At 63.4% G+C, this 18,951-nt stretch carries 18 protein-coding genes; 12 read left to right on the forward strand and 6 right to left on the reverse strand.

The window, feature by feature from the left end; all coding sequences use genetic code 11:
* Positions 1-276: 276 nt before the first annotated feature.
* From lpxC to NR193_RS12420, 7 genes are all read left to right on the forward strand, one after another.
* Complete coding sequence (gene lpxC, locus NR193_RS12390; protein WP_256751115.1) at positions 277-1,227, forward strand: UDP-3-O-acyl-N-acetylglucosamine deacetylase; 951 nt, start codon at positions 277-279, stop codon at positions 1,225-1,227.
* Between the two features lie 262 nt (positions 1,228-1,489).
* Entirely contained in the window at positions 1,490-2,359 is an 870-nt protein-coding gene (locus NR193_RS12395; protein ID WP_256751116.1) for an outer membrane protein assembly factor BamD, read from the forward strand.
* Between the two features lie 120 nt (positions 2,360-2,479).
* Complete coding sequence (gene recN, locus NR193_RS12400) at positions 2,480-4,153, forward strand: DNA repair protein RecN (protein ID WP_256751117.1); 1,674 nt, start codon at positions 2,480-2,482, stop codon at positions 4,151-4,153.
* A 257-nt stretch (positions 4,154-4,410) separates the two neighbouring features.
* Positions 4,411-6,615, forward strand: a complete 2,205-nt coding sequence (gene ligA / locus NR193_RS12405; RefSeq protein WP_256751118.1) for an NAD-dependent DNA ligase LigA — start codon at positions 4,411-4,413, stop codon at positions 6,613-6,615.
* Complete coding sequence (locus NR193_RS12410) at positions 6,615-7,307, forward strand: DUF2461 domain-containing protein (RefSeq protein ID WP_256751119.1); 693 nt, start codon at positions 6,615-6,617, stop codon at positions 7,305-7,307. The genes ligA and NR193_RS12410 overlap by 1 nt, the downstream gene beginning before the upstream one ends.
* Positions 7,308-7,419: 112 nt before the next feature.
* On the forward strand, positions 7,420-8,148 hold the full coding sequence (locus NR193_RS12415; protein WP_256751120.1) for an AzlC family ABC transporter permease: 729 nt from the start codon (positions 7,420-7,422) through the stop codon (positions 8,146-8,148).
* Positions 8,145-8,441, forward strand: a complete 297-nt coding sequence (locus tag NR193_RS12420; RefSeq protein ID WP_256751121.1) for an AzlD family protein — start codon at positions 8,145-8,147, stop codon at positions 8,439-8,441. The genes NR193_RS12415 and NR193_RS12420 overlap by 4 nt, the downstream gene beginning before the upstream one ends.
* Before the next feature lie 171 nt (positions 8,442-8,612).
* On the opposite strand, the gene NR193_RS12425 is transcribed toward NR193_RS12420, so the two are convergent.
* From NR193_RS12425 to NR193_RS12435, 3 genes are all read right to left on the reverse strand, one after another.
* Positions 8,613-10,457 (reverse strand): aminopeptidase P family protein, encoded by a 1,845-nt coding sequence (locus NR193_RS12425; protein WP_256751122.1) that lies wholly within the window; start codon positions 10,455-10,457, stop codon positions 8,613-8,615.
* Positions 10,458-10,587: 130 nt separating this feature from the next.
* Complete coding sequence (locus NR193_RS12430; RefSeq protein WP_256751123.1) at positions 10,588-11,460, reverse strand: 50S ribosomal protein L11 methyltransferase; 873 nt, start codon at positions 11,458-11,460, stop codon at positions 10,588-10,590.
* Positions 11,461-11,546: 86 nt separating this feature from the next.
* Positions 11,547-12,125 (reverse strand): SCO family protein, encoded by a 579-nt coding sequence (locus tag NR193_RS12435; RefSeq protein WP_256751124.1) that lies wholly within the window; start codon positions 12,123-12,125, stop codon positions 11,547-11,549.
* A 194-nt stretch (positions 12,126-12,319) separates the two neighbouring features.
* Here NR193_RS12435 and NR193_RS12440 point away from each other — a divergent pair, with 194 nt between their 5' ends.
* The 3 genes from NR193_RS12440 to NR193_RS12450 all read left to right on the forward strand — a co-directional run bounded on the left by NR193_RS12440 (position 12,320) and on the right by NR193_RS12450 (position 14,264).
* On the forward strand, positions 12,320-12,808 hold the full coding sequence (locus NR193_RS12440; protein WP_256751125.1) for a CreA family protein: 489 nt from the start codon (positions 12,320-12,322) through the stop codon (positions 12,806-12,808).
* Between the two features lie 85 nt (positions 12,809-12,893).
* Complete coding sequence (locus NR193_RS12445) at positions 12,894-13,535, forward strand: DapH/DapD/GlmU-related protein (RefSeq protein WP_256751126.1); 642 nt, start codon at positions 12,894-12,896, stop codon at positions 13,533-13,535.
* Positions 13,536-13,838: 303 nt separating this feature from the next.
* Positions 13,839-14,264, forward strand: a complete 426-nt coding sequence (locus NR193_RS12450) for a low affinity iron permease family protein (protein ID WP_256751127.1) — start codon at positions 13,839-13,841, stop codon at positions 14,262-14,264.
* An 86-nt stretch (positions 14,265-14,350) separates the two neighbouring features.
* Here NR193_RS12450 and NR193_RS12455 read toward each other — a convergent pair whose 3' ends face one another.
* On the reverse strand, positions 14,351-15,217 hold the full coding sequence (locus tag NR193_RS12455; protein WP_256751128.1) for an SDR family NAD(P)-dependent oxidoreductase: 867 nt from the start codon (positions 15,215-15,217) through the stop codon (positions 14,351-14,353).
* 156 nt (positions 15,218-15,373) lie between these two features.
* Between NR193_RS12455 and NR193_RS12460 the strand changes: the two genes are divergently transcribed.
* Positions 15,374-15,655 (forward strand): hypothetical protein, encoded by a 282-nt coding sequence (locus tag NR193_RS12460; RefSeq protein WP_091580374.1) that lies wholly within the window; start codon positions 15,374-15,376, stop codon positions 15,653-15,655.
* Positions 15,656-15,737: 82 nt separating this feature from the next.
* Here the strand turns inward: NR193_RS12460 and NR193_RS12465 are convergent, their stop codons facing one another.
* Complete coding sequence (locus NR193_RS12465) at positions 15,738-16,313, reverse strand: TMEM175 family protein (RefSeq protein WP_256751129.1); 576 nt, start codon at positions 16,311-16,313, stop codon at positions 15,738-15,740.
* A 74-nt stretch (positions 16,314-16,387) separates the two neighbouring features.
* The gene (locus NR193_RS12470) at positions 16,388-17,860 is read right to left on the reverse strand and encodes an MATE family efflux transporter (RefSeq protein ID WP_375162700.1); all 1,473 of its coding nucleotides are present in this window, start codon (positions 17,858-17,860) and stop codon (positions 16,388-16,390) included.
* A gap of 263 nt (positions 17,861-18,123) precedes the next feature.
* On the opposite strand from NR193_RS12470, the gene NR193_RS12475 reads away from it, so the two are divergent.
* On the forward strand, positions 18,124-18,915 hold the full coding sequence (locus NR193_RS12475) for a L,D-transpeptidase (protein WP_256751131.1): 792 nt from the start codon (positions 18,124-18,126) through the stop codon (positions 18,913-18,915).
* Positions 18,916-18,951: the final 36 nt, after the last annotated feature.

Below are 18,951 nucleotides of genomic sequence, written 5' to 3' on the forward strand. Positions count from 1 at the left end.
AACGGGTTGTAATAATTGTTAACAGGCAAGCAAGGAATTGCTTGCCTGTTAACGTTTAAAATGTTGTGATTTCAAGCGGTTATAAAGTCGTACACGTTCCAGTTCGCGGTTACAAAGGGTAAGAAACCGTGATTTGGAGTCTCCCTCCCGGGACATTATCTTCGCTGCCTACCATAGTCGGTTTGCCGGGATTTCGGGGGAAGTAGCCCTGCCTGCCGATTTCAAACAAGAGCCGCGCCCTCGGGCTGGAGAAGCGGACCTAGGCATTACGGGCTTATGGGGATTGTCTTGCACGACTATCAGACGACATTGAAGACGCGCGCGTCGCTTACCGGCACCGGCGTCCACAGCGGCAAGGAAGTTTCCATCAGCTTTGTGCCAGCCGATGCCGACACCGGCATCGTTTTCCAGCTTTTTAGGGGTAGTGAACAGGGCCGCGAGTTCCGTGCCCTGGTCTCCGAGGTCGGCGCCACCGACCTGTGCACCATGCTTGGCGATCCCGCCGGCGAGCACATCGCCACGGTCGAGCACATCATGGCCGCGCTGTTCGGGCTTGGCATCGACAATGTCGCCATCGAGATCGACGGCCACGAGGTTCCCATCCTTGACGGCAGCGCCATGGCGTTTGTCGAAGCCATCGACCAGGCGGGGATCGAGACGCTGCCGATCAAGCGGCGCTACATCAGGGTCATGAAGCCGGTCCGCATCGAGAACGGCGCCTCGTGGGCGGAATTCAGGCCCTATGACGGCACCCGCTTCGAGATCGAGATCGACTTCGAAAGCCCGGCAATCGGTCGTCAGCTGTTCGCTTCCGACCTCAATGCCGACATTTTCCGCCGCGACATCGCGCGCGCCCGCACCTTCGGTTTCATGAAGGATGTCGAGCGGTTGTGGGCCGCCGGCTACGCGCTTGGCTCGTCGCTCGAGAACTCGCTGGTGATCGGTGACGACAACCGCGTCATCAACATGGGCGGCTTGCGTTATCCCAACGAATTCGTGCGCCACAAGACGCTTGACGCCATGGGCGACCTGGCTTTGGCCGGCGCCCGCTTCATCGGCTGCTTCCGCTCCTATCGCGGCGGCCACAGGCTGAATGCCGCCGCATTGCGCCGTCTGCTATCGGACCGTGCTGCGTTTGAGATCGTCGAGACGACACGCCGCGAGCGTGGCCGCGCAGCTGAGATGAACGCCGTCAATGCGCCCCTCTATGCGCCCTGGATGATCTGATTTTTTCAACTTTTTCGGATTCCAGGCGGGGAGCGGGTGTTGCATGAATGCACCACCTGCCGGTGAAATAGCATGGATGTTCAAGCTGCGTCCGACCGCCACAAAAATGTGCGATTGGCCGGAGATAGCGTTGCCGGGTAAGGCGATTATGGTTTATGGCTGCTGCCGTTGACTGGTGCATGTCGCCCAAAAGTGGGAGCCGGTTTTGGGACAACGACATGCAGAGCACATCAAAGTAACGCCGAAAGGGCGGAATCCAATCATGTTCTTCAAGCGAGTTGGTCAATCGAAAGCGCCGCAGCGGGCTGTTTTCCTGGCGCTTTCGGTGGTTGTTCCATCGCTCTTCCTGGCGGCCTGCATGTCGTCGGAGAAAGATATCGACCTGTCCACCTATGTCGACCAGACCGAACCGGCCGATGTTCTCTACAATCAGGGCCTCGCCAATCTGAATGCCGGGCGCCTGCAAGAGGCGAGCCGCAAGTTCGACGCGGTCGACCGCCAGCACCCCTATTCGGAATTCGCTCGCAAATCGATGGTGATGGGCGCCTTCGCCGACTATCGCCAGGGCAACTACGATGAGGCTATCGGTTCGGCCAAGCGCTATCTCACGCTTTATCCGTCGACCGATGACGCGGCTTACGCGCAGTACATCATCGGCCTGAGCTATTATCGCCAGATCAAGGACGTGACGCAGGACCAGAAGGAAGCGCGCCTGACCATGCAGACCATGCAGGATCTGGTGACGCGCTGGCCGACATCGGAATATGTCGACGACGCCAAGGAAAAGATCCGCTTCGCCAACGATCAGCTGGCCGGCAAGGAAATGCAGATCGGCCGCTACTATCTCGAGCGCCGCGAATACATCGCCGCGGTCAAGCGCTTCCGTAACGTGGTCGAGAACTATTCCAACACCCGCCATGTCGAGGAAGCGCTGGCTCGCCTGACCGAAAGCTATTACGCGATGGGGCTGACCTCGGAGGCGCAGACCGCCGCCGCCGTGCTTGGCACCAACTACCCCGACAGCCCGTGGTACAAGGATTCCTACAAGCTGCTGCAGAGCAATGGGCTTGCGCCGCGCGAGAATGCCGGGTCGTGGATATCCAAGGCCGGGAAGCTGATCACCGGCGCCTGACCCCAGAGCATCGGACCGAAGCGTGCGCAGCGGTTTCCGGATTGATCCGATGCTCAAACAAAAAGATAGTGCGGCGCTGCGATTCCAATTGGTCGCGTGCCGCTCTAGGTCCAGGTTCTGATGCTTTCCAGACTGTCGATCCGCGATATCGTCCTGATCGAGAAGCTGGACATTGATTTTGCGCCCGGTCTTTCGGTGCTGACCGGCGAAACCGGCGCCGGCAAATCCATCCTGCTCGATGCCTTGTCGCTGGCGCTCGGCGCGCGCGGCGATGCCTCGCTGGTTCGCCATGGCGCGGCGCAAGGCCAGGTCATCGCCGTCTTCGACGTGCCGCGCAATCATCCCGCCCGAGCGCTGCTTGCCGACAACGCAATCGAGGATGACGGCGACATCATCCTGCGCCGCCTGCAGACGGCCGACGGCCGCACCCGCGTCTTCGTCAACGACCAGCCATCCAGCGTAACCTTGATGCGCGATGTCGGACGCGCGCTGGTCGAAATCCACGGCCAGCATGATGAACGCGCCCTGGTCGATCCCGGCGCCCACCGCGAGGTGCTCGATGCTTTTGGCGGCCATCTCGGCGCCGTTCGTTCAACCGGCGAGGCGTGGCGGCATTGGCGCGCCTGCGAGCAGGAGCTTTCCCGACACAGCGCCAAGGTGGCGGCAGCTGCCCGCGAGGCCGATTATCTGCGCGCGGCGGTCGCGGAACTGACGAAGCTCGACCCGCAGCCGGGCGAGGAGACCGATCTTGCCGAGCTGCGCGCGTCGATGATGCGGGCCGAGAAGATCGCATCGGAAATCCATGATGCGCAGGATGTGCTTTCCGGCCCGTCTTCGCCCCTGCCGCAACTGGCGAGCCTGTTGCGCCGGCTGCAGCGCAAGGTGACGGAAGCGCCCGGCCTGCTGGACGACGTGGTCAAGTCGCTCGACGAGGCGATGCTGTCGCTCGACGCGGCGCAATCGGGCGTCGAGGCAGCACTTCGTGCCACCGAATATGACCCACAGCGGCTGGAGAAGGCCGAGGAGCGGCTGTTTTCGCTGCGCGCTGCTTCCCGCAAGCACAGCGTCGCCGTCGACGACCTGGCGCAATTGCGCGACACGATGTCGGCCGACCTCGCCGATCTCGACGCCGGCGAGGAGCGCCTGCACGGGCTGGAGAAGCAGGCCGCCGCGGCGCGCGAGACCTACGACATTGCCGCCGCACAGCTCTCCTCGCTTCGTCATGCGGCCGCGGCCGGCCTGACCAAGGCCGTGATGGCCGAACTGCCGGCGCTGAAACTCGAACGTGCCGCCTTCATCGTCGAGATGAAGAGCGAGCCCGAGAGCCGCATGGAAGAGGGCATCGACCAGATCGAGTTCTGGGTGCGCACCAATCCCGGCACACGGCCCGGGCCGATGATGAAAGTGGCGTCCGGCGGCGAGCTCTCGCGCTTCCTTTTGGCGCTGAAGGTGGCGCTGGCCGATCGTGGCTCGGCGCCGACGCTGGTGTTCGATGAAATCGACACCGGCGTGGGCGGCGCCGTCGCGGACGCCATCGGCCAGCGGCTGGCGCGACTGTCGAAGCGCGTCCAGGTGCTTTCGGTGACCCACGCGCCACAGGTGGCGGCGCGCGCGGCGACGCATTTCCTGATCTCCAAGTCGGGCAGCGCCGACCGTGTCGCGACCGGCATTGCCGAGATGGACCGACCGGCGCGGCAGGAAGAGATCGCGCGCATGCTGGCCGGCGCCACCATCACCGACGAGGCGCGCGCCGCGGCCGAGCGCTTGCTGCGCGAGAACACGGCCGCTTCCTGACCGCACGGTCTCCGGGCTGGCATGATCCGGGCTTTGGCACAGAGTCAGCTTGTGGCGCCATCCTGCTGTTTCAGCGCGGTTTTATCAGAATTTTGGCTCCCTTGAATCTGAAAGCTGATCTATGGTCGCGGACCACCAAAGCGCGTCGCGTCCGAACGGATTCGGGCGACGCGCTTTGGGTCTTTGTTTTATGCATGTCGTTCTCCCAAAACCGGAGCCACTTTGGGCGACATGCACTGGGAGCCGGGTCTGAAACCATGTCGGAAAAACCAGTCGATGCCCTGACTGAAAGCGAGGCCGAAGCCGAGCTGAAGCGCCTGGCGGAGGAGATCGCCGAGCACGACCGGCACTACCATACCGAGGACGCGCCTGTTATCACGGACGCGGAATATGATGCGCTGACGCGGCGCAACCTCGCCATCGAACAGCGCTTCCCCGCGCTCGTACGCGAGGATTCGCCATCACGCAGGGTGGGTGCTGCGCCGGCGGAAGGCTTCGCCAAGGTGCGCCATGCGGTGCCGATGCTCAGCCTCGCCAAGGCTTATACCGATGAGGATGTCGCCGATTTCATCGAACGTGGCCGGCGATTCTTCGACCGCGACAAGGATCTCGACATCGCCTTCACGGCCGAGCCGAAGATCGACGGGCTGTCGGCTTCGCTGCGCTATGAAGGCGGCGTGTTCGTGCAGGGCGCAACGCGCGGCGACGGCACGGTCGGCGAGGACATCACCGCCAATCTCAGGACCATCGCCGACATCCCCAAGACCTTGAAGGGCTCGGGCTGGCCGGAGGTCATCGAGATACGTGGCGAGGTCTACATGACCTACGCGGAATTCGAGGCACTGAAGGAACGCTCGGCGGCGGCCGGCGGTCAGGATTACGTCAATCCGCGCAACACGGCGGCAGGGTCGCTGCGGCAGAAGGATCCATCCGTCACCGCCAGCCGCAACCTCAAATTCTTTGCCTATGCCTGGGGCTATACAACGGAGGATCCCGCTCCGACCCAATATGAATCGGTGCAGAGATTCGCCGATTGGGGATTCAAGATCAGTCCGCTGATGGTGCGGGCGAAGTCGGCCGACGAGTTGATCGAGCACTATCACCGGATCGAGCAACAGCGCTCGTCGCTGGGTTATGACATTGATGGCGTCGTCTACAAGGTCGACCAGCTGGAACTGCAGCGCAGGTGGGGTTTCGTCACCGGCGAACCGCGCTGGGCCGTCGCGCACAAATTCCCGGCCGAACAGGCGATGACGATCGTGCAGAAGATCGACATCCAGGTCGGCCGCACCGGCACGCTGGCCCCGGTTGCGCGGCTTGCACCGGTCACGGTTGGCGGCGTCGTGGTCGAAAATGTCACGCTTCACAACGAAGACTATATCAAGGGCCTGGACAGCACCGGCCAGCCGATCCGCGACGGCATTGACGTGCGCGTCGGCGACACCGTGGTGATCCAGCGGGCGGGGGACGTCATTCCGCAGATCGTCAGCGTCGTCATCGACAAGCGTCCGCCGGGTGCCGTGCCTTACGAATTCCCGCACACCTGTCCGATCTGCGGCTCACCCGCCACGCGCGAGATCAACGAGAAGACCGGCAAGGAAGATTCGCGCCGACGCTGCACCGGTGAACTGATCTGTCCGGCGCAGGCCGTGGAAGGTTTGCGCCATTTCGTATCGCGCGGCGCCATGGATATCGAAGGCCTGGGGGCCGAGAACATCGATATCTTCTTCAATGCCGGACTGATCAAGACAGCCGCCGATATCTTCACGCTCAGGGATCGTCGCCCTGCCGTCACCAAGGCGCTGGCCGAGCGGCGCGAGGAGCAGGCCAGGCAGCGCGAGGCCGCCTCGGGCAAGACGCGCAAGAATGTGCGCAGTGTCGAGGAACGCAACTACGAAGGCCTCGACAAGCTCTTCGCCGCCATCGACTCTCGCCGCGAGCCGGAACTCGATCGTTTCATCTTCGCGCTGGGCATCCGCCATATCGGCGAGACGACGGCCGCCGTGCTTGCCCGAACCTTTTCGACCATCGAGGAACTGATCCGTGTCGGCAAGGAGACAGCGGCGGCGGCCGATCCACACACCGTTTTCCCGTCGGTCAACGGCATCGGCGACACGGTGATCGGCGCGCTGCGCGATTTCTTCGGCAATGAACGCAACGACGATGTGCTCGAAGCGCTGCTCGCGCAGGTCAAGCCGAAGCCGTATATCGTGAACGTCTCGGCGGACAGCGTGGTCGCCGGCAAGACAATCGTGTTCACGGGCTCGCTGGAAAAGATGACGCGCTCCGAAGCCAAGGCGATGGCCGAACGTCTCGGCGCCAAGGTGGCGGGCTCGGTTTCGGCGAAGACCGATCTTGTCGTGGCCGGGCCAGGCGCCGGCTCCAAGCTCAAGCTGGCCAGCGAGCTCGGCATCGAGGTGATCGACGAGGACGCCTGGCTGGTGCGGATCGGCAAGGCGTGATGGAAAGTGCATTCAAAGGGTTCGGCCAAAAGGCCATTCCGTTCCTGAAGGCGCTCGATTTTCACCAGAGCCGGGAGTGGTTCCTGGAAAATCGCGACCTGTTCGAAAGGGAATTGCGTGAGCCGTTTGGCGATCTGGTCGAAACGCTGACGGAGCGTTTCACAGCCGCTGGGCTCGGCCTGCGCGGCGACCGCAAGAAGTCGCTGTTCCGGATCAACCGCGACGTGCGCTTCGCCAAGGACAAGCGGCCATATAACAGGCATTTGTCGGCGATCCTTTCGCCCGATGGCACCAAGATGGAGCAGGGCGTGTTCTACGTGCATATCGGGCTTGAAGGTTGCTTTGCCGGCGTCGCCTGGTGGCAGCCGGAGGCCGCACTGCTGTTGGCGATGCGCCGAGCCATCGCGACGCAGCCCGACAAGTTTCGCGCCATGGTGAAGGCGTTGAAGAAAAACGGGCTCGAACTCGACATCGAAGGCTGCATGAAGCGCACGCCGCGCGGCTTCGAGCATGTCACCGACGCGGATCTTGTCGCCGCCATCCGCAATCGGCATTTTGTCGTTCGGCACGCAATCGATCCGGCTGGAATCCATGGTCCGGCACTGGTCGACGAACTCGTCGATTTTACCGTGCGGGCCAAGCCGCTGCTCGACTGGGGCAGGGCGATCGAGGTCAGAGCCCTGGCGGGCTAGCCATTCGACAGCGCGCCGTGACGATCATTTCCGCTGATCGTTTGGCTCAAGCGAATTCGTGTGACAAGGCAGGCGGTGCTTCCTACATCAGGCGCTTGCCTAGGGAGTGGTCATGTCGGCAGAAGCAATTTCCGAAAGCCGCGCGAAGAGCGATTTCTGGCAGGGCGTGCGGCTCTCGATGCCTGTCGTCGTGGCGTCGGCGCCCTTCGCGGTGCTGTTCGGGGCGCTTGCCGTCGACAACGGGTTTTCCGTGATCGAAGCCTTTCTGATGAGCGCGCTGGTCTTTGGCGGCGCCAGCCAGATGGTTGGCATCCAGCTGTTCGGCCAGCATGTCGCGCCGTGGCTGATCGTGCTGTCGATCTTTGCCGTCAACTTCCGCCATGTGCTCTATTCCGCCGGCATCGGCCGGCGCATCGCGCACTGGCCGGTCATTCAGCAGGCGCTTGGCTATTTCATCCTCACCGATCCGCAGTTTGCGGTGGCCGAGGCGAGGGCGGCGTCCGGCCGGACGGTCGGCTTCGCTTGGTATCTCGGGCTCGGCCTGCCGGTCTATGTGTTCTGGGTGATCGAAAGCGCGCTCGGCGCGGTGTTCGGCAAACTCATCCCCGACACGCATGCGCTGGGTATCGATTTCCTGCTGCCGATCTATTTTCTTGGCCTCGTGATGGGTTTTCGCAAGCGGCCCTTGTGGCTGCCGGTGGTCATTGCCAGTGCCGCCGCTTCCATCATCGCCTACAAGACAGTGGGCTCGCCCTGGCACGTCTCGATCGGCGCCGTTGCCGGTGTTCTGCTTGCCGTCATCCTGCCACCGCATCATAGCGGCGTGGGAGAGCGGCCATGAGTACAACGTTCTGGATCATCATTGCCGGCGCGGTCGCGACCTATCTCACGCGCATCGGCGGGCATCTGGTCATCTCGCGCTTCGACACCATCCATCCGCGCGTCGAGGCGGGCCTCAACGCCGTGCCGGCGGCGGTGCTGACGACGCTGGTGGCGCCGGAGCTTTTGAACGCCGGGCCGGCGGAATGGGCGGCACTGGTCGTCACGGCCGTGGTTTCGCTGCGCGGCGGGCTGATGTCGATGTTCCTGGCCGGGGCGGCGGTGCTGATCATCGCTCGGCAATTCGTGGGGTAGTTTGTAAGCGCGATCTTTTTCGGAGCATTGGCACTGCCCCTCATTGCCCTGCCGGGCATGCCCTCCGCTGTCGCTCCGGGCGTTCGTTGTTCGAAAAGCCAAGCAGTTGGCTTTTCGTCCACTGCGCGGACCACGCCTCACCCCCGTGGAACGGGGAGAAAGTGGCTTGCCTCAGATCTTCGCGTCGTGCGGCAGCGGTGCTGTCGCCTTCTCCAGCCAGGCCAGCGTTTCACCGTCGAGCATCGGCCCGATCTCGGCCAGCACGCGGGCATGGTAGGTGTCGAGCCAATGCAGTTCTTCGCGTGTCAACAGGTCTGACCGCACCAACCTGATGTCGATTGGTGCCAGCGTCAGTGTCTCGAAGCCGTGCATGGCGATGTCGCCGCCTTCGACCTGCGCCGCCGGGGTGACCAGGATGAGGTTCTCGATGCGGATGCCGTAGGCGCCTTCCTTGTAGTAGCCCGGCTCGTTGGACAGCATCATGCCCTCGAGCAGCTTTTCGGTTCCGGTGCGGGCGATGCGCTGCGGGCCTTCATGCACGGCAAGGTAGGAGCCGACGCCATGGCCGGTACCGTGGGCGAAGTCGCAGCCGTGCTTCCACAGCGCCATCCGCGCGACGGCATCGATTTCCGAGCCGCGCGTGCCGGCGGGGAAACGCAGCGTGGAAATGCCGATCATGCCTTTCAGCACCAGCGTGAAGCGTTCGCGCATTTCCTCGGTCGGCTGGCCGATCGGCACGGTGCGGGTGATGTCGGTGGTGCCGTCCTGATATTGCCCGCCGGAATCGAGCAGGAACAGTTCGCCGGCCTGCAGCTTGCGGCTGGTGGCGCGCGACACACGGTAATGCATGATGGCGCCGTTCGGGCCGGCGCCGGAGATCGTGTCGAAGGACACATCGCGCAGCGGCATCTGGGTTTCCTCGCCGGTCCGCCGGCGCGTCTCCTCCAGCCTGGTGACGACCGATATCTCGTCGAGCGAGTCCGGTTCCTGGCGCTCCAGCCAGCACAACAGCTTGGCCACCGCGGCGCCATCGCGGCGATGCGCGGCGCGGGAACCGTTGATCTCGGCCTGGTTCTTCGTCGCGCGCGGGATGCGGGCGGGATCTGGCGCGGCAATCACGGTGCCGCCATTGTCCTCGACCAGCATGCGCAGCCTGTCGGCCGCCAGCACCGGGTCGAGCGCGATTTTCGCGCCGCCCTTGGCGAGAGCCACGATCGCCGCTTCGAATTCGCCGGGCTCGTGCAGATCGGCGAGCTGGGTGAGGTAGGCCGCGACCTGGCGCGAGAACTTGCGCCGATCCATGAAAAGCTGGTGCGATCCGTCGGTCGCAAGTATGGCGAAGCCGAGCGCCAGCGGCGTGTGCGGCACGTCACCGCCACGGATGTTGAAAGCCCAGGCGATGGAGGAGGGGTCGGTCAGCACGGCATGGGTGGCGCCGTCCTTGCCGATCGCAGTTGCCAGCCGCGCCAGCTTGTCCTTGGCGAGTTCGCCGGCAAAGCCGATCGGGTGAAGCTCGACGAGGGCCGCCGGCGCCTCGGGCTGATCCTCCCAGATGATGTCGATCGGGTTCTTCTCGAGCGGCACCAGCACCGCGCCGGACTTGTCGGCCGAGGCCTGCAACGCCTTGATCTCGCCGATCGTGTGCAGCCAGGGATCGAAGCCGAGCCGCGCACCCTTGCCGACGTTATCCCGGAGCCAGACAGCCGGCGGGTTGTCGACCAGGCTTTCGATCGAAAAGATGTCTAGATCGACCTCGCCCCGCACCTGCAGCGTGTAGCGCCCGTCGACAAAGACGAAGGCGCGGTCGCGCAGAACGATGGCGACACCGGCCGAGCCGCTGAAGCCGGTAAGCCATTTCAGCCGCGCCGAACGGTCGGCGACGTATTCCCCTTGGTGCTCGTCGGCGCGCGGCACGATGAAGCCATCCAGCCCGTTGGCCGCCAGCCATTGGCGCAGCAGCGCCACGCGCGGCTTGCCGACTGCCGGGTCGCCGGCGGAATCGAAGGTCTGGAACATGGTGGGCCTCCTTGTACTCGCGCGACCGTAGCGTATGGCCCTGGAAAGCGGAATCGATTTCCAGCCGGCGCAAACTGCTACAGCGTCGGTTGGCTGACAACCGGCTGGGCTTGGTCCAGGCCGGTCGGTCTCAATGCTTGAGGTGGATCGTTACCCAGCCTTCGCGGTGCAAGGTGCGCACGTGGCGGAAGTTCTGGCCGACGTAGGCCGAGACGACGGCGTCGCGCTGGCGTTCGAGGATGCCTGACAGCACGATCGAGCCGCCAAGCGCGATGTGCTCGGCCATTTGCGGCGCAAGCCGCATCAGCGGCCGCGCCAAAATGTTGGCGACGATGAGATCGAAAGGTGCGCGCTTGCCGAAGATCGGGTGGTGAAAGCCCGGCGCGGTCACCGTTTCGATCAGCGCCTTGACGTGATTGAGCCGCGCATTGGCGGCAGCGACCCTCACAGCCACCGGATCGATGTCGGTCGCGAGCACCGGAATATGCGCAAGCTTGGCGACGGCAATGGCCAGCACCGCGCTGCCGGTGCCCAGATCAAGCGCATTGCGCGGATGTTCTCGCCGCACCACCCTTTCCAGCATTTCCAGGCAGCCGGCGGTGGTGCCGTGGTGGCCGGTGCCGAAGGCAAGGCCCGCCTCGATCTCGATGGCGAGTTCGCCGCTGTGGCGCTTTCTGCGGTCATGGGCGCCGTGGACGAAGAAACGCCCGGCACGCACCGGCTTCAACCCTTCCAGCGAGCGGGCCACCCAATCGATGTCGGGCAGGGCCTCACGTTCGACCGGCCTGGACAGCGCGAGGCCGGCAAGAATGTCCTTCACCCGCGCCTCGACCGCGTCGACATCGCCATCGGCATAGAGCGACACTTCGTGGATGTCCTGGTCCTCATCGACCTCGAGCACCGCGATCGGCAGGCCTTCATCCTCGAAGGCCGCCTCGAACGCCGCGAAAATGAGGTCTGCCTCGATCTTCCGGGTGATGAAATGAAGCCGCGTCTGGGTCATGAATGGGTTTCTTGTTTGAGCATGATCTCTGGACAAACGGAACCGTTTGTCTGAGGAAGCCGGTTCCCGCTTTCGGGGATCATGCCCTAGCCCTTCGCCGCCAGCCGCTTCAATTTGGCGATTGCCGTATCCGCGCTTTCGCCATAGGCGATCGTGCCGGCGAATTCACCCTTGGCGTTGAGCAGCAGCACCGAGGCGGTGTGGTCCATCGTGTAGTCGCCGTCGCCGGTGTCGACCTTCTTCCAGTAGATGCCGAACGACTTGGCCATGGCGTGGACCTTGTCCGGGTCGCCAGTGATGCCGGTGATGCGGTCGGAAAAATTGCTGACATAGGCGTTCATCACTTCCGGCGTGTCGCGCTCCGGATCGACAGAGACGAAATAGGCATGCAGGTTCTTGCCGTCGTCGCCGAGCGTCTTCAGCCAGCCGGCCAGTTCGAACAGCGTCGTCGGGCAGACCTCGGGGCAATGGGTGAAGCCGAAGAAGACGGCGCTGGGCTGGCCCCTGAAAGCGGCTTCGGTGATCGGCGCGCCCTTCTGGTCGACCAGGGTAAAGGCGGTGCCGAAAGGCTCGCCGCCATAATGGCCGCGGTACCAGTCGAAGGTCAGCCAGCCGATGCCGGCCGCCATCAGGACGAGAATGCCGACCAGAATAGAACGCATCATCAGTAAGGTCCGTCTGCACAAATCATCGGTGGCGCCGGCTTCGTGCCGCGCCAGCGCGACAGTCTTAGCGGTTCGACCCCGTACAGGCAAAGTGCCGCGTTGCCGCAACAGCATATGGCGTTTACCTATCTGCTTGCAAAGCCAAGCTGTTCGCCCCACCTGAGACCGGCAAACTCGAACCGCGGGAGACTCCCTTGCGAAAACTGATCGGCGGCGTGCTGGCCGCATGTGTTGTCCTTGGCGCCGGTGCGGCCGTCGCCGAGGAAGTCGGCAAGGTCGGTGTCGACTGGCTCGGCAACGACATCATCGTCGAGGCGATCAAGGATCCGAAGGTGGAGGGCGTGACCTGCCACGTCTCCTATTTCGATCGCGGCATCATCGACCGCCTGCACAAGGGTAACTGGTTCGAGGATCCGTCCGATTCCTCGATTTCCTGCCGCCAGACCGGACCGATAACCATCGGCGACATCGACATGAGCGAGGCCGGCGAGGAAGTGTTCAAGCAAGGCATCAGCCTGATCTGGAAGAAGCAGGTGGTGAACCGTATCTACGACAAGGCCAACGAGACGCTGATCTATCTGTCGCATTCGCGCCAGGTGCAGAACGGCTCGGCGAAAATGTCGGTCACCACCGTGCCGCTCTACGGCCAGAACGTTGTGTGGACCAACGGCAAACCGAAGTAGGTGGATCTAACTCTTTCCCGGAACTGGTCTGACGGACGATTGGTCCCGCTTGCGGGACCAATCGCTCGGGGGTAAAGCCGCCGGCATGGATCGTTCAGAACATCTCGTCCCGAAGGACCCCGAGCCGCGCATCCATCCGACCGCGGAATTGAAGGGGTGCAAGCTCGGCCGCTATGCCTCGATCGGCGAGCGGGTGGTGCTGCGCGAAGTGACGGTCGGCGATTTCTCCTATTTCGAGCGCCATTCGGAAGCGATCTATGCGACGATCGGCAAATTCTGCTCGATCGCCGCCAACAGCCGCGTCAACGCGCTGGACCATCCCATCGAGCGGCTGACCCAGCACAAGGTCAGCTACCGGCCGAACGAGTATTTTCGCTGGCTGGGCGTCGATGCCTCGTTCCGCGAGCGACGGCAGGCGCAAGCCGTAACCATCGGCCATGACGTCTGGATCGGCCACGGTGCGGTGATCATGCCGGGCCTGCATATCAGCAATGGCGCCGTCGTCGGTGCCAATGCGGTGGTGACGCATGATGTGCCGCCCTACACGATCGTCACCGGCGTGCCGGCCGGACCGCTCAGGCCACGTTTCGCCGCCGACATCGCGGCGCGCATCGAGCGCCTCGCCTGGTGGGACTGGCCGGTTGAGAAGCTCGCGAGGGCGGTTCCTGACATGCAGGCCATGCCGATCGAGGCCTTCCTCGATCGCTGGGAAGACAGCGCAGTCTAACCCGCTCGGGAGCGCCTGGGCGTCCAGGGCATCAACGGGACAGTGCTCCGAACTCTCCGGACTGAAACCCCTTCCGCCATGCGGGGGTGGCGCGGCGGAAGGGGCTGGAGGCAAACCGCCGTGAAGCGGAGGAGCAGGCTCTCTGCCTGCGCGGTTACAGTGGCACTGAACCCATAAGGTGTGTTTTCCGGCTTATTCGCGCGAAGCGTGCATCGAATTGTGCCGGTTGTATTGTTGCCGGCGGGAACCTGAAGCGCCGCCAGTTGTTTCTCGTCGCGCGGCAGTCATTGAGGGATCTCGATAATGGAAAAGCTCTTCACCAGGATCGCCAACACCGTCGCCCGTGTTGCCGGCCTGCCGCCGACATTTGCCGCCTGCTGCCTGATCGTCATCGTCTGGGCGCTGAGTGGGCCGCTGTTCGGCTTTTCAGACACCTGGCAACTGGTCATCAACACCGGCACAACCATCATCACCTTCCTGATGGTGTTTCTCATCCAGAACACCCAGAACCGCGATGGCGCGGCGATCCAGGCCAAGCTGGATGAGTTGATCCGCGTCAGCGAGGGCCACAACCGCTTTATCGGTATCGAGCACCTGACCGAATCGGAGGTCGAGGAAATCCGCGACAAATGCGAGCGGGCGGCGAAGCGGCATGACGAGAAGATCGCAACGATGGCGGCAAAAAAGGCCGTGGCGCGGAAGCGCGGGCCGAAAAAGCAGGCGGCCTGAAGCGTCAGGGATTTAATTTGAAACGAGCATCGGTTTCTTGTTTGAGCATGACCTCTCCACGCCGCATTTAGTGAATGCGGTCATGTTCATTGCTTCATGAACGCAGCGAAAGGCTCCTTGTAGTCCGGATGCCAGCGTGACAGAGCGGGCCGGTTCTCGATGATGTCGCCGATCGCCCATGCCATGCGCTTTTCATCCAGCGGCCGTGCCGCCTCATTGTCCGGGCACAGGATGTAGAAGTCGCCCCTGGTCAGGGATTCCAGCATGAAATCGACAACCTGTTCGCCGGTCCAGGCGCCGGCCGGCTTTTCCGTCGCGCCTTCTGTCAGGCCGGTATAGGTGAAGCCGGGGATGAGCAGATGGGCGGCGACATGGGCGCCGGGTTCGTTGCGCAAGGCATGCGCCAGGCCTTCGGTGAAAGTCTTCACCCCGGCCTTGGAAACATTGTAGGCAAGGTTGCCGGGCGGCGTGGTGATGCCTTGCTTGGAGCCGGTGTTGATGATCAGCCCGGGCTTGGCCGATGCCAGCATGCGCGGCGCGAAGGCCTCGACGCCATGCACGACGCCCCAGAAGTTGATGTCCAGCAGCCGCCTCCAGGCGTCGCGGTTTTCCCAGGGCTTTCCCGGGTTGTTGCCGACGCCGGCATTGTTCATCAGCAGCGACACGTCGCCGAAGGCGCCGAACGCCCTGTCGGCGAGACGGTCCACTTCTTCCGCCTTCGAAACGTCGGCGGCGACAGCGAGCACCGCATCATCGCCAGCAATGGCTGCCACCGTGCGCGCGGCATCGTCAAGGCGCGCGCCGCCAACATCGGCCAGCACGATCTTCATGCCCATCAACGCAAGCCGCTTGGCGGCAGCAAGTCCAATACCGCTGGCCGCGCCGGTGATGACGGCGGTGTTGCCCGGGCCAAGCGCGGGCAGGGCGGTCTGGATCTCGGCGTCGGTGATCATGGGCTATCGGTTCCTTCTTTCAGTGAGGCCGAACTTAGCGCTGGAATGGGCTTGCGCAAGCCCGTCTGCGCCCTTGTCCGGGTTCCACGGTTGCCCGGGTTGACCAGTCCGGCCGAGGCTGCGCATGCTGCCTTGGCAAAGATGGAGATTTCCTGATTGACGGACTGGGTCGAAATTCTGAAGCAACAGACCGCCACCGGCGACCAGATGGGCCGCGAGGTGCCGCAGATGCTGGCCAACCCCGATATCAGCGAGGCACAGGTGAAGACGCTGTTTTCCGCCCTGGAGAAACAAGCCGAATTCGTCGAGAAGCTGCGCATGGCGCTGGAAAAGTTCGGCCATGATTTCTCGATCATCAAGGCGGCGGAACGGCTGGAGGAACGCTATGCCGATCTTGCCGCTTCGGTGGCGGAAAAGCTGAAAGCGATGCGCACGTAGAGCAATTCGAGGAAAAGTGTGGAGCGGTTTTCCCGGGAAAAGCGCGTAACGCTTTCCCTTGGGAATTGCGTCAACAAAAGAGCTATTTTTCGACTACCCGAGCGAAACGCGTATCCGGCACGAGCCATACGGCCGCGACCATCACATAGATCGCGACGCCAATCCATTGGCTGACAAAGGTGAGCGGGATCGCCGCGAGGTAGAAGGCGAGCGAGATCTTGCCCTTGCGGTCGCGGCCCAGAGCCCTGGCGAAGGCGCTGTCGCTGCCGTGAAGCCGGTGCAGGGCGCTGGTCAGGATGTTGAAGCCAACAGCACACAGCGCGAGGTCGGCGCCGTAGACGGCGACCGGCACCGGCGCGAAATGATTCTCGCCCATGAAGGCCGTCGTTACCGGCATCAGCGACAGCCAGAACAACAGATTGAGATTCGCCCACAGCACGCGGCCGTCGACGCGCTGCACGGTGTGGAACATGTTGTGCAGATTGTTCCAGTAGAGGCCGACATTGATGAAGGACAGTACGTAGCAGAAGAAAATCGGCCATAGCGGCACCAGGGCCGATAGGTCCTCGCCATGCGGCACTTTCAGTTCAAGCACCATGATGGTGATGATGATGGCCACCACGCCGTCGGTGAATGCCTCGACCCGGCCTTTGCCCACATGGATTCTCCCTGCCGCTGGGTCGCCAGTCTAGATGAGCTGAACCGCATCGGGAAAGGCCTGGAAGTCGGTTTTCAACCGTTCGGCGTCTCGGGCGCCATATGCGCGCGCTGGCGTGGCACGCCAAGTCCGGTGTCCGGCGGCTCGCCGGCGGCCGGCCTGTCCTCGATCATGTGCATGGTGCGCCAGCGGCCGAAGTGGTAGTAGGCGGCGGCCAGCATCAACGACGTGATCGAACCGGCTGGAAAACTCCACCACAACGCTTCCTCGCCGATCACGCCGCGCATGAAATAGGCAAAGCCGGTGCGCACGATCAGCACAGAGATCACAAGGATGATCAGCGGCGGCATCACAGCACCCGTAGCGCGCACCGTGGCGAACAGCACGATGGTGATGCCGAACAGGATGAACGACCAGGAGGCGACCTTGTTGATGTGGGCGGCGATGTCGATCGCCGTGCTGTCGCTGCTCAGGAACAGGCTGAGGATCGAGCGGTCGAAGACCCATAGCAGCGCGACGAGAGCGCCGGTCAGGACAAGGTTGAAGCCAACGCCGGAGGCGGCGATGCGGCCGATCCGGTCCCAGCGCTTGGCGCCGACATTCTGCGCTGCCATGGAGGAGACTGCCGCGCCAATGGCGAGCGCCGGCATCTGGATGTAGGTCCATAGCTGGGCGGCGATGCCATAGGCGGCGGCGACCTGCGAACCGTAGGAATTGACGATGCCCATCACGGTTAGCGCTGCCGCCGAGATGACGATCATCTGCAGGCCCATCGGCACGCCCTTGAAGACGACGATGCGCAGCAATGCAGGGTCGGGCCGCAGCAAGGCGAGATTGGCGCCGGCCAGCCGCAGCGGATGCTTGCGCGCATAGAGCACGACGAGGATGGCGATCACGCTCACCGTCTGGCCGATCAGCGTCGCGGTGGCCGATCCGGCGATGCCGAGTTCGGGAAACGGGCCGATGCCGCGGATGAGAAGCGGGTTGAGCACGATGTCGAAGACGACGGCGAGCGCCATGAAGATGAAGGGTGTGCGCGAATCACCGGCGCCGCGCAGCACGGTCATGACGAAGGACAGAAGGTTCATCATCGGCACGGCGACGAAGATGATGCGCAGGTAGGAGCGGGCGAGCGGCAAGGCGTCGGCCGGCGTGCCGAGCGTATTGAGAATGCCGTCGACCCAGATCCAGCCGCAGACGGCGAAGATGACCGAGACGAGGAAGAAGAAGGTGGCGCTGGTGCCGACGATGCGGCGGGCTTCGGGCAGGTCGCGGGCACCGACCGACTGTGCCACCAGGATGGTCGCCGCCATGCCGATGCCGAACACCGTGCCGAGGATCAGGAACAGCACGAGGTTGGCATTGGAGGTGGCGGTCAGCGCCGCTTCACCGAGGAAACGGCCGACCCAGACGGCGTTGATCGAACCGTTGAGCGACTGCAGCACGTTGGAGCCGAGCACTGGCAAGGCGAACACCAAGAGTGTGCGCGGGATCGGGCCGCTGGTCAGGTCGCCGGTGCGCCGGCGCGTGGGCATTTTTTCGTCCATAGCTGGCAACTCGGCGAAGCTTCCGTGAGTCCGGTTCGCGATGATCGCCGATTCAACGGGACAGGTCGATGCGGTATCGGAAAGTTTGGCCTGAGATGTTCTGGCGTGCCTTGATCCAATCATGTTCTCAAAGCCTCCGGAATGGGATATTGATCATTGCCGCATGGGGCCGCATATCATTGTTCGAGCATGATCTTTTCCGAAAACCGGTTTCCACTTTTCGGGGTCATGCTCTAAAATCTTATGGATAGACCGGGGGGTTCATGTCCGATATTCCGCTTCTTTCCGAGCGCCTGAGCCGGCGCGCGTTTCTGGGTGCCTCTGCTTTGGGTGCGGCCTCCGTGGCTCTTTCGGCGTGCACCACGACGGATGTGGCGACGCCGCCGCCAGTGGCCGCGGCGCCACCGGATACGGCATTCAGCGATGCCGCAAGCATGTATGCGGCGCGCGTCGACGAGGGCTATCAACTGCCGGCAATCCCGGTGGCCAAGCTCGATCCGAAGTTCGTGCGCCAGATCGTGTCCGACCCGACCGGGGAAAAGCCCGGCACGATCGTCGTCGATGTCTCCGAGCACTTCCTGTATCTGGTGCGCGACGGCGGCAAGGCCATCCGCTATGGCGTCAGCCTCGGCAAGGCCGGCTTCGGATGGACCGGCAGCGCCGTGGTTCAGGCGAGGAAGAAGTGGCCGGTCTGGACGCCGCCGCCGGAAATGATCCAGCGCCGGCCGGAACTGGCCAAATACAAGGACGGCATGCCGCCCGGCCCGCAGAGCCCGTTAGGCGCTCGTGCGCTCTATCTGTTCCGTGACGGCAAGGACACGATGTACCGGCTGCACGGCACGCCGGAGTGGGATTCCATCGGCAAGAACGCTTCGTCCGGCTGTGTGCGCTTCATGAACCAGGACATCATCGACCTCTACAGCCGCGTCAACGGACCCGCGCCGGTCTTCGTGCGTCCCAACCTGTCGGCTGCCGGCAAGATCATGGCCGTGTCGAGCAGGACGGCCGAGCCCATCGATGCGGGCGTGCCGAAGGACGCCGAGTTCTTGAAGTAAGCCTTCACGATCTGCAGGCGGACGCGCCAGGCGCGC

The sequence above is a fragment of the Mesorhizobium sp. Mes31 genome (assembly GCF_024519675.1).
GTDB lineage: Bacteria > Pseudomonadota > Alphaproteobacteria > Rhizobiales > Rhizobiaceae > Mesorhizobium.

What these genes read in the sequence shown, in the direction of transcription:
- lpxC (WP_256751115.1), top strand. Translation starts at nt 277, where the DNA reads ATGGGGATTGTCTTGCACGACTATCAGACGACATTGAAGACGCGCGCG.
- NR193_RS12395 (WP_256751116.1), top strand. Translation starts at nt 1,490, where the DNA reads ATGTTCTTCAAGCGAGTTGGTCAATCGAAAGCGCCGCAGCGGGCTGTT.
- recN (WP_256751117.1), top strand. Translation starts at nt 2,480, where the DNA reads ATGCTTTCCAGACTGTCGATCCGCGATATCGTCCTGATCGAGAAGCTG.
- ligA (WP_256751118.1), top strand. Translation starts at nt 4,411, where the DNA reads ATGTCGGAAAAACCAGTCGATGCCCTGACTGAAAGCGAGGCCGAAGCC.
- NR193_RS12410 (WP_256751119.1), top strand. Translation starts at nt 6,615, where the DNA reads ATGGAAAGTGCATTCAAAGGGTTCGGCCAAAAGGCCATTCCGTTCCTG.
- NR193_RS12415 (WP_256751120.1), top strand. Translation starts at nt 7,420, where the DNA reads ATGTCGGCAGAAGCAATTTCCGAAAGCCGCGCGAAGAGCGATTTCTGG.
- NR193_RS12420 (WP_256751121.1), top strand. Translation starts at nt 8,145, where the DNA reads ATGAGTACAACGTTCTGGATCATCATTGCCGGCGCGGTCGCGACCTAT.
- NR193_RS12425 (WP_256751122.1), bottom strand. Translation starts at nt 10,457, where the DNA reads ATGTTCCAGACCTTCGATTCCGCCGGCGACCCGGCAGTCGGCAAGCCG.
- NR193_RS12430 (WP_256751123.1), bottom strand. Translation starts at nt 11,460, where the DNA reads ATGACCCAGACGCGGCTTCATTTCATCACCCGGAAGATCGAGGCAGAC.
- NR193_RS12435 (WP_256751124.1), bottom strand. Translation starts at nt 12,125, where the DNA reads ATGATGCGTTCTATTCTGGTCGGCATTCTCGTCCTGATGGCGGCCGGC.
- NR193_RS12445 (WP_256751126.1), top strand. Translation starts at nt 12,894, where the DNA reads ATGGATCGTTCAGAACATCTCGTCCCGAAGGACCCCGAGCCGCGCATC.
- NR193_RS12450 (WP_256751127.1), top strand. Translation starts at nt 13,839, where the DNA reads ATGGAAAAGCTCTTCACCAGGATCGCCAACACCGTCGCCCGTGTTGCC.
- NR193_RS12455 (WP_256751128.1), bottom strand. Translation starts at nt 15,217, where the DNA reads ATGATCACCGACGCCGAGATCCAGACCGCCCTGCCCGCGCTTGGCCCG.
- NR193_RS12470 (WP_375162700.1), bottom strand. Translation starts at nt 17,860, where the DNA reads ATGGACGAAAAAATGCCCACGCGCCGGCGCACCGGCGACCTGACCAGC.
- NR193_RS12475 (WP_256751131.1), top strand. Translation starts at nt 18,124, where the DNA reads ATGTCCGATATTCCGCTTCTTTCCGAGCGCCTGAGCCGGCGCGCGTTT.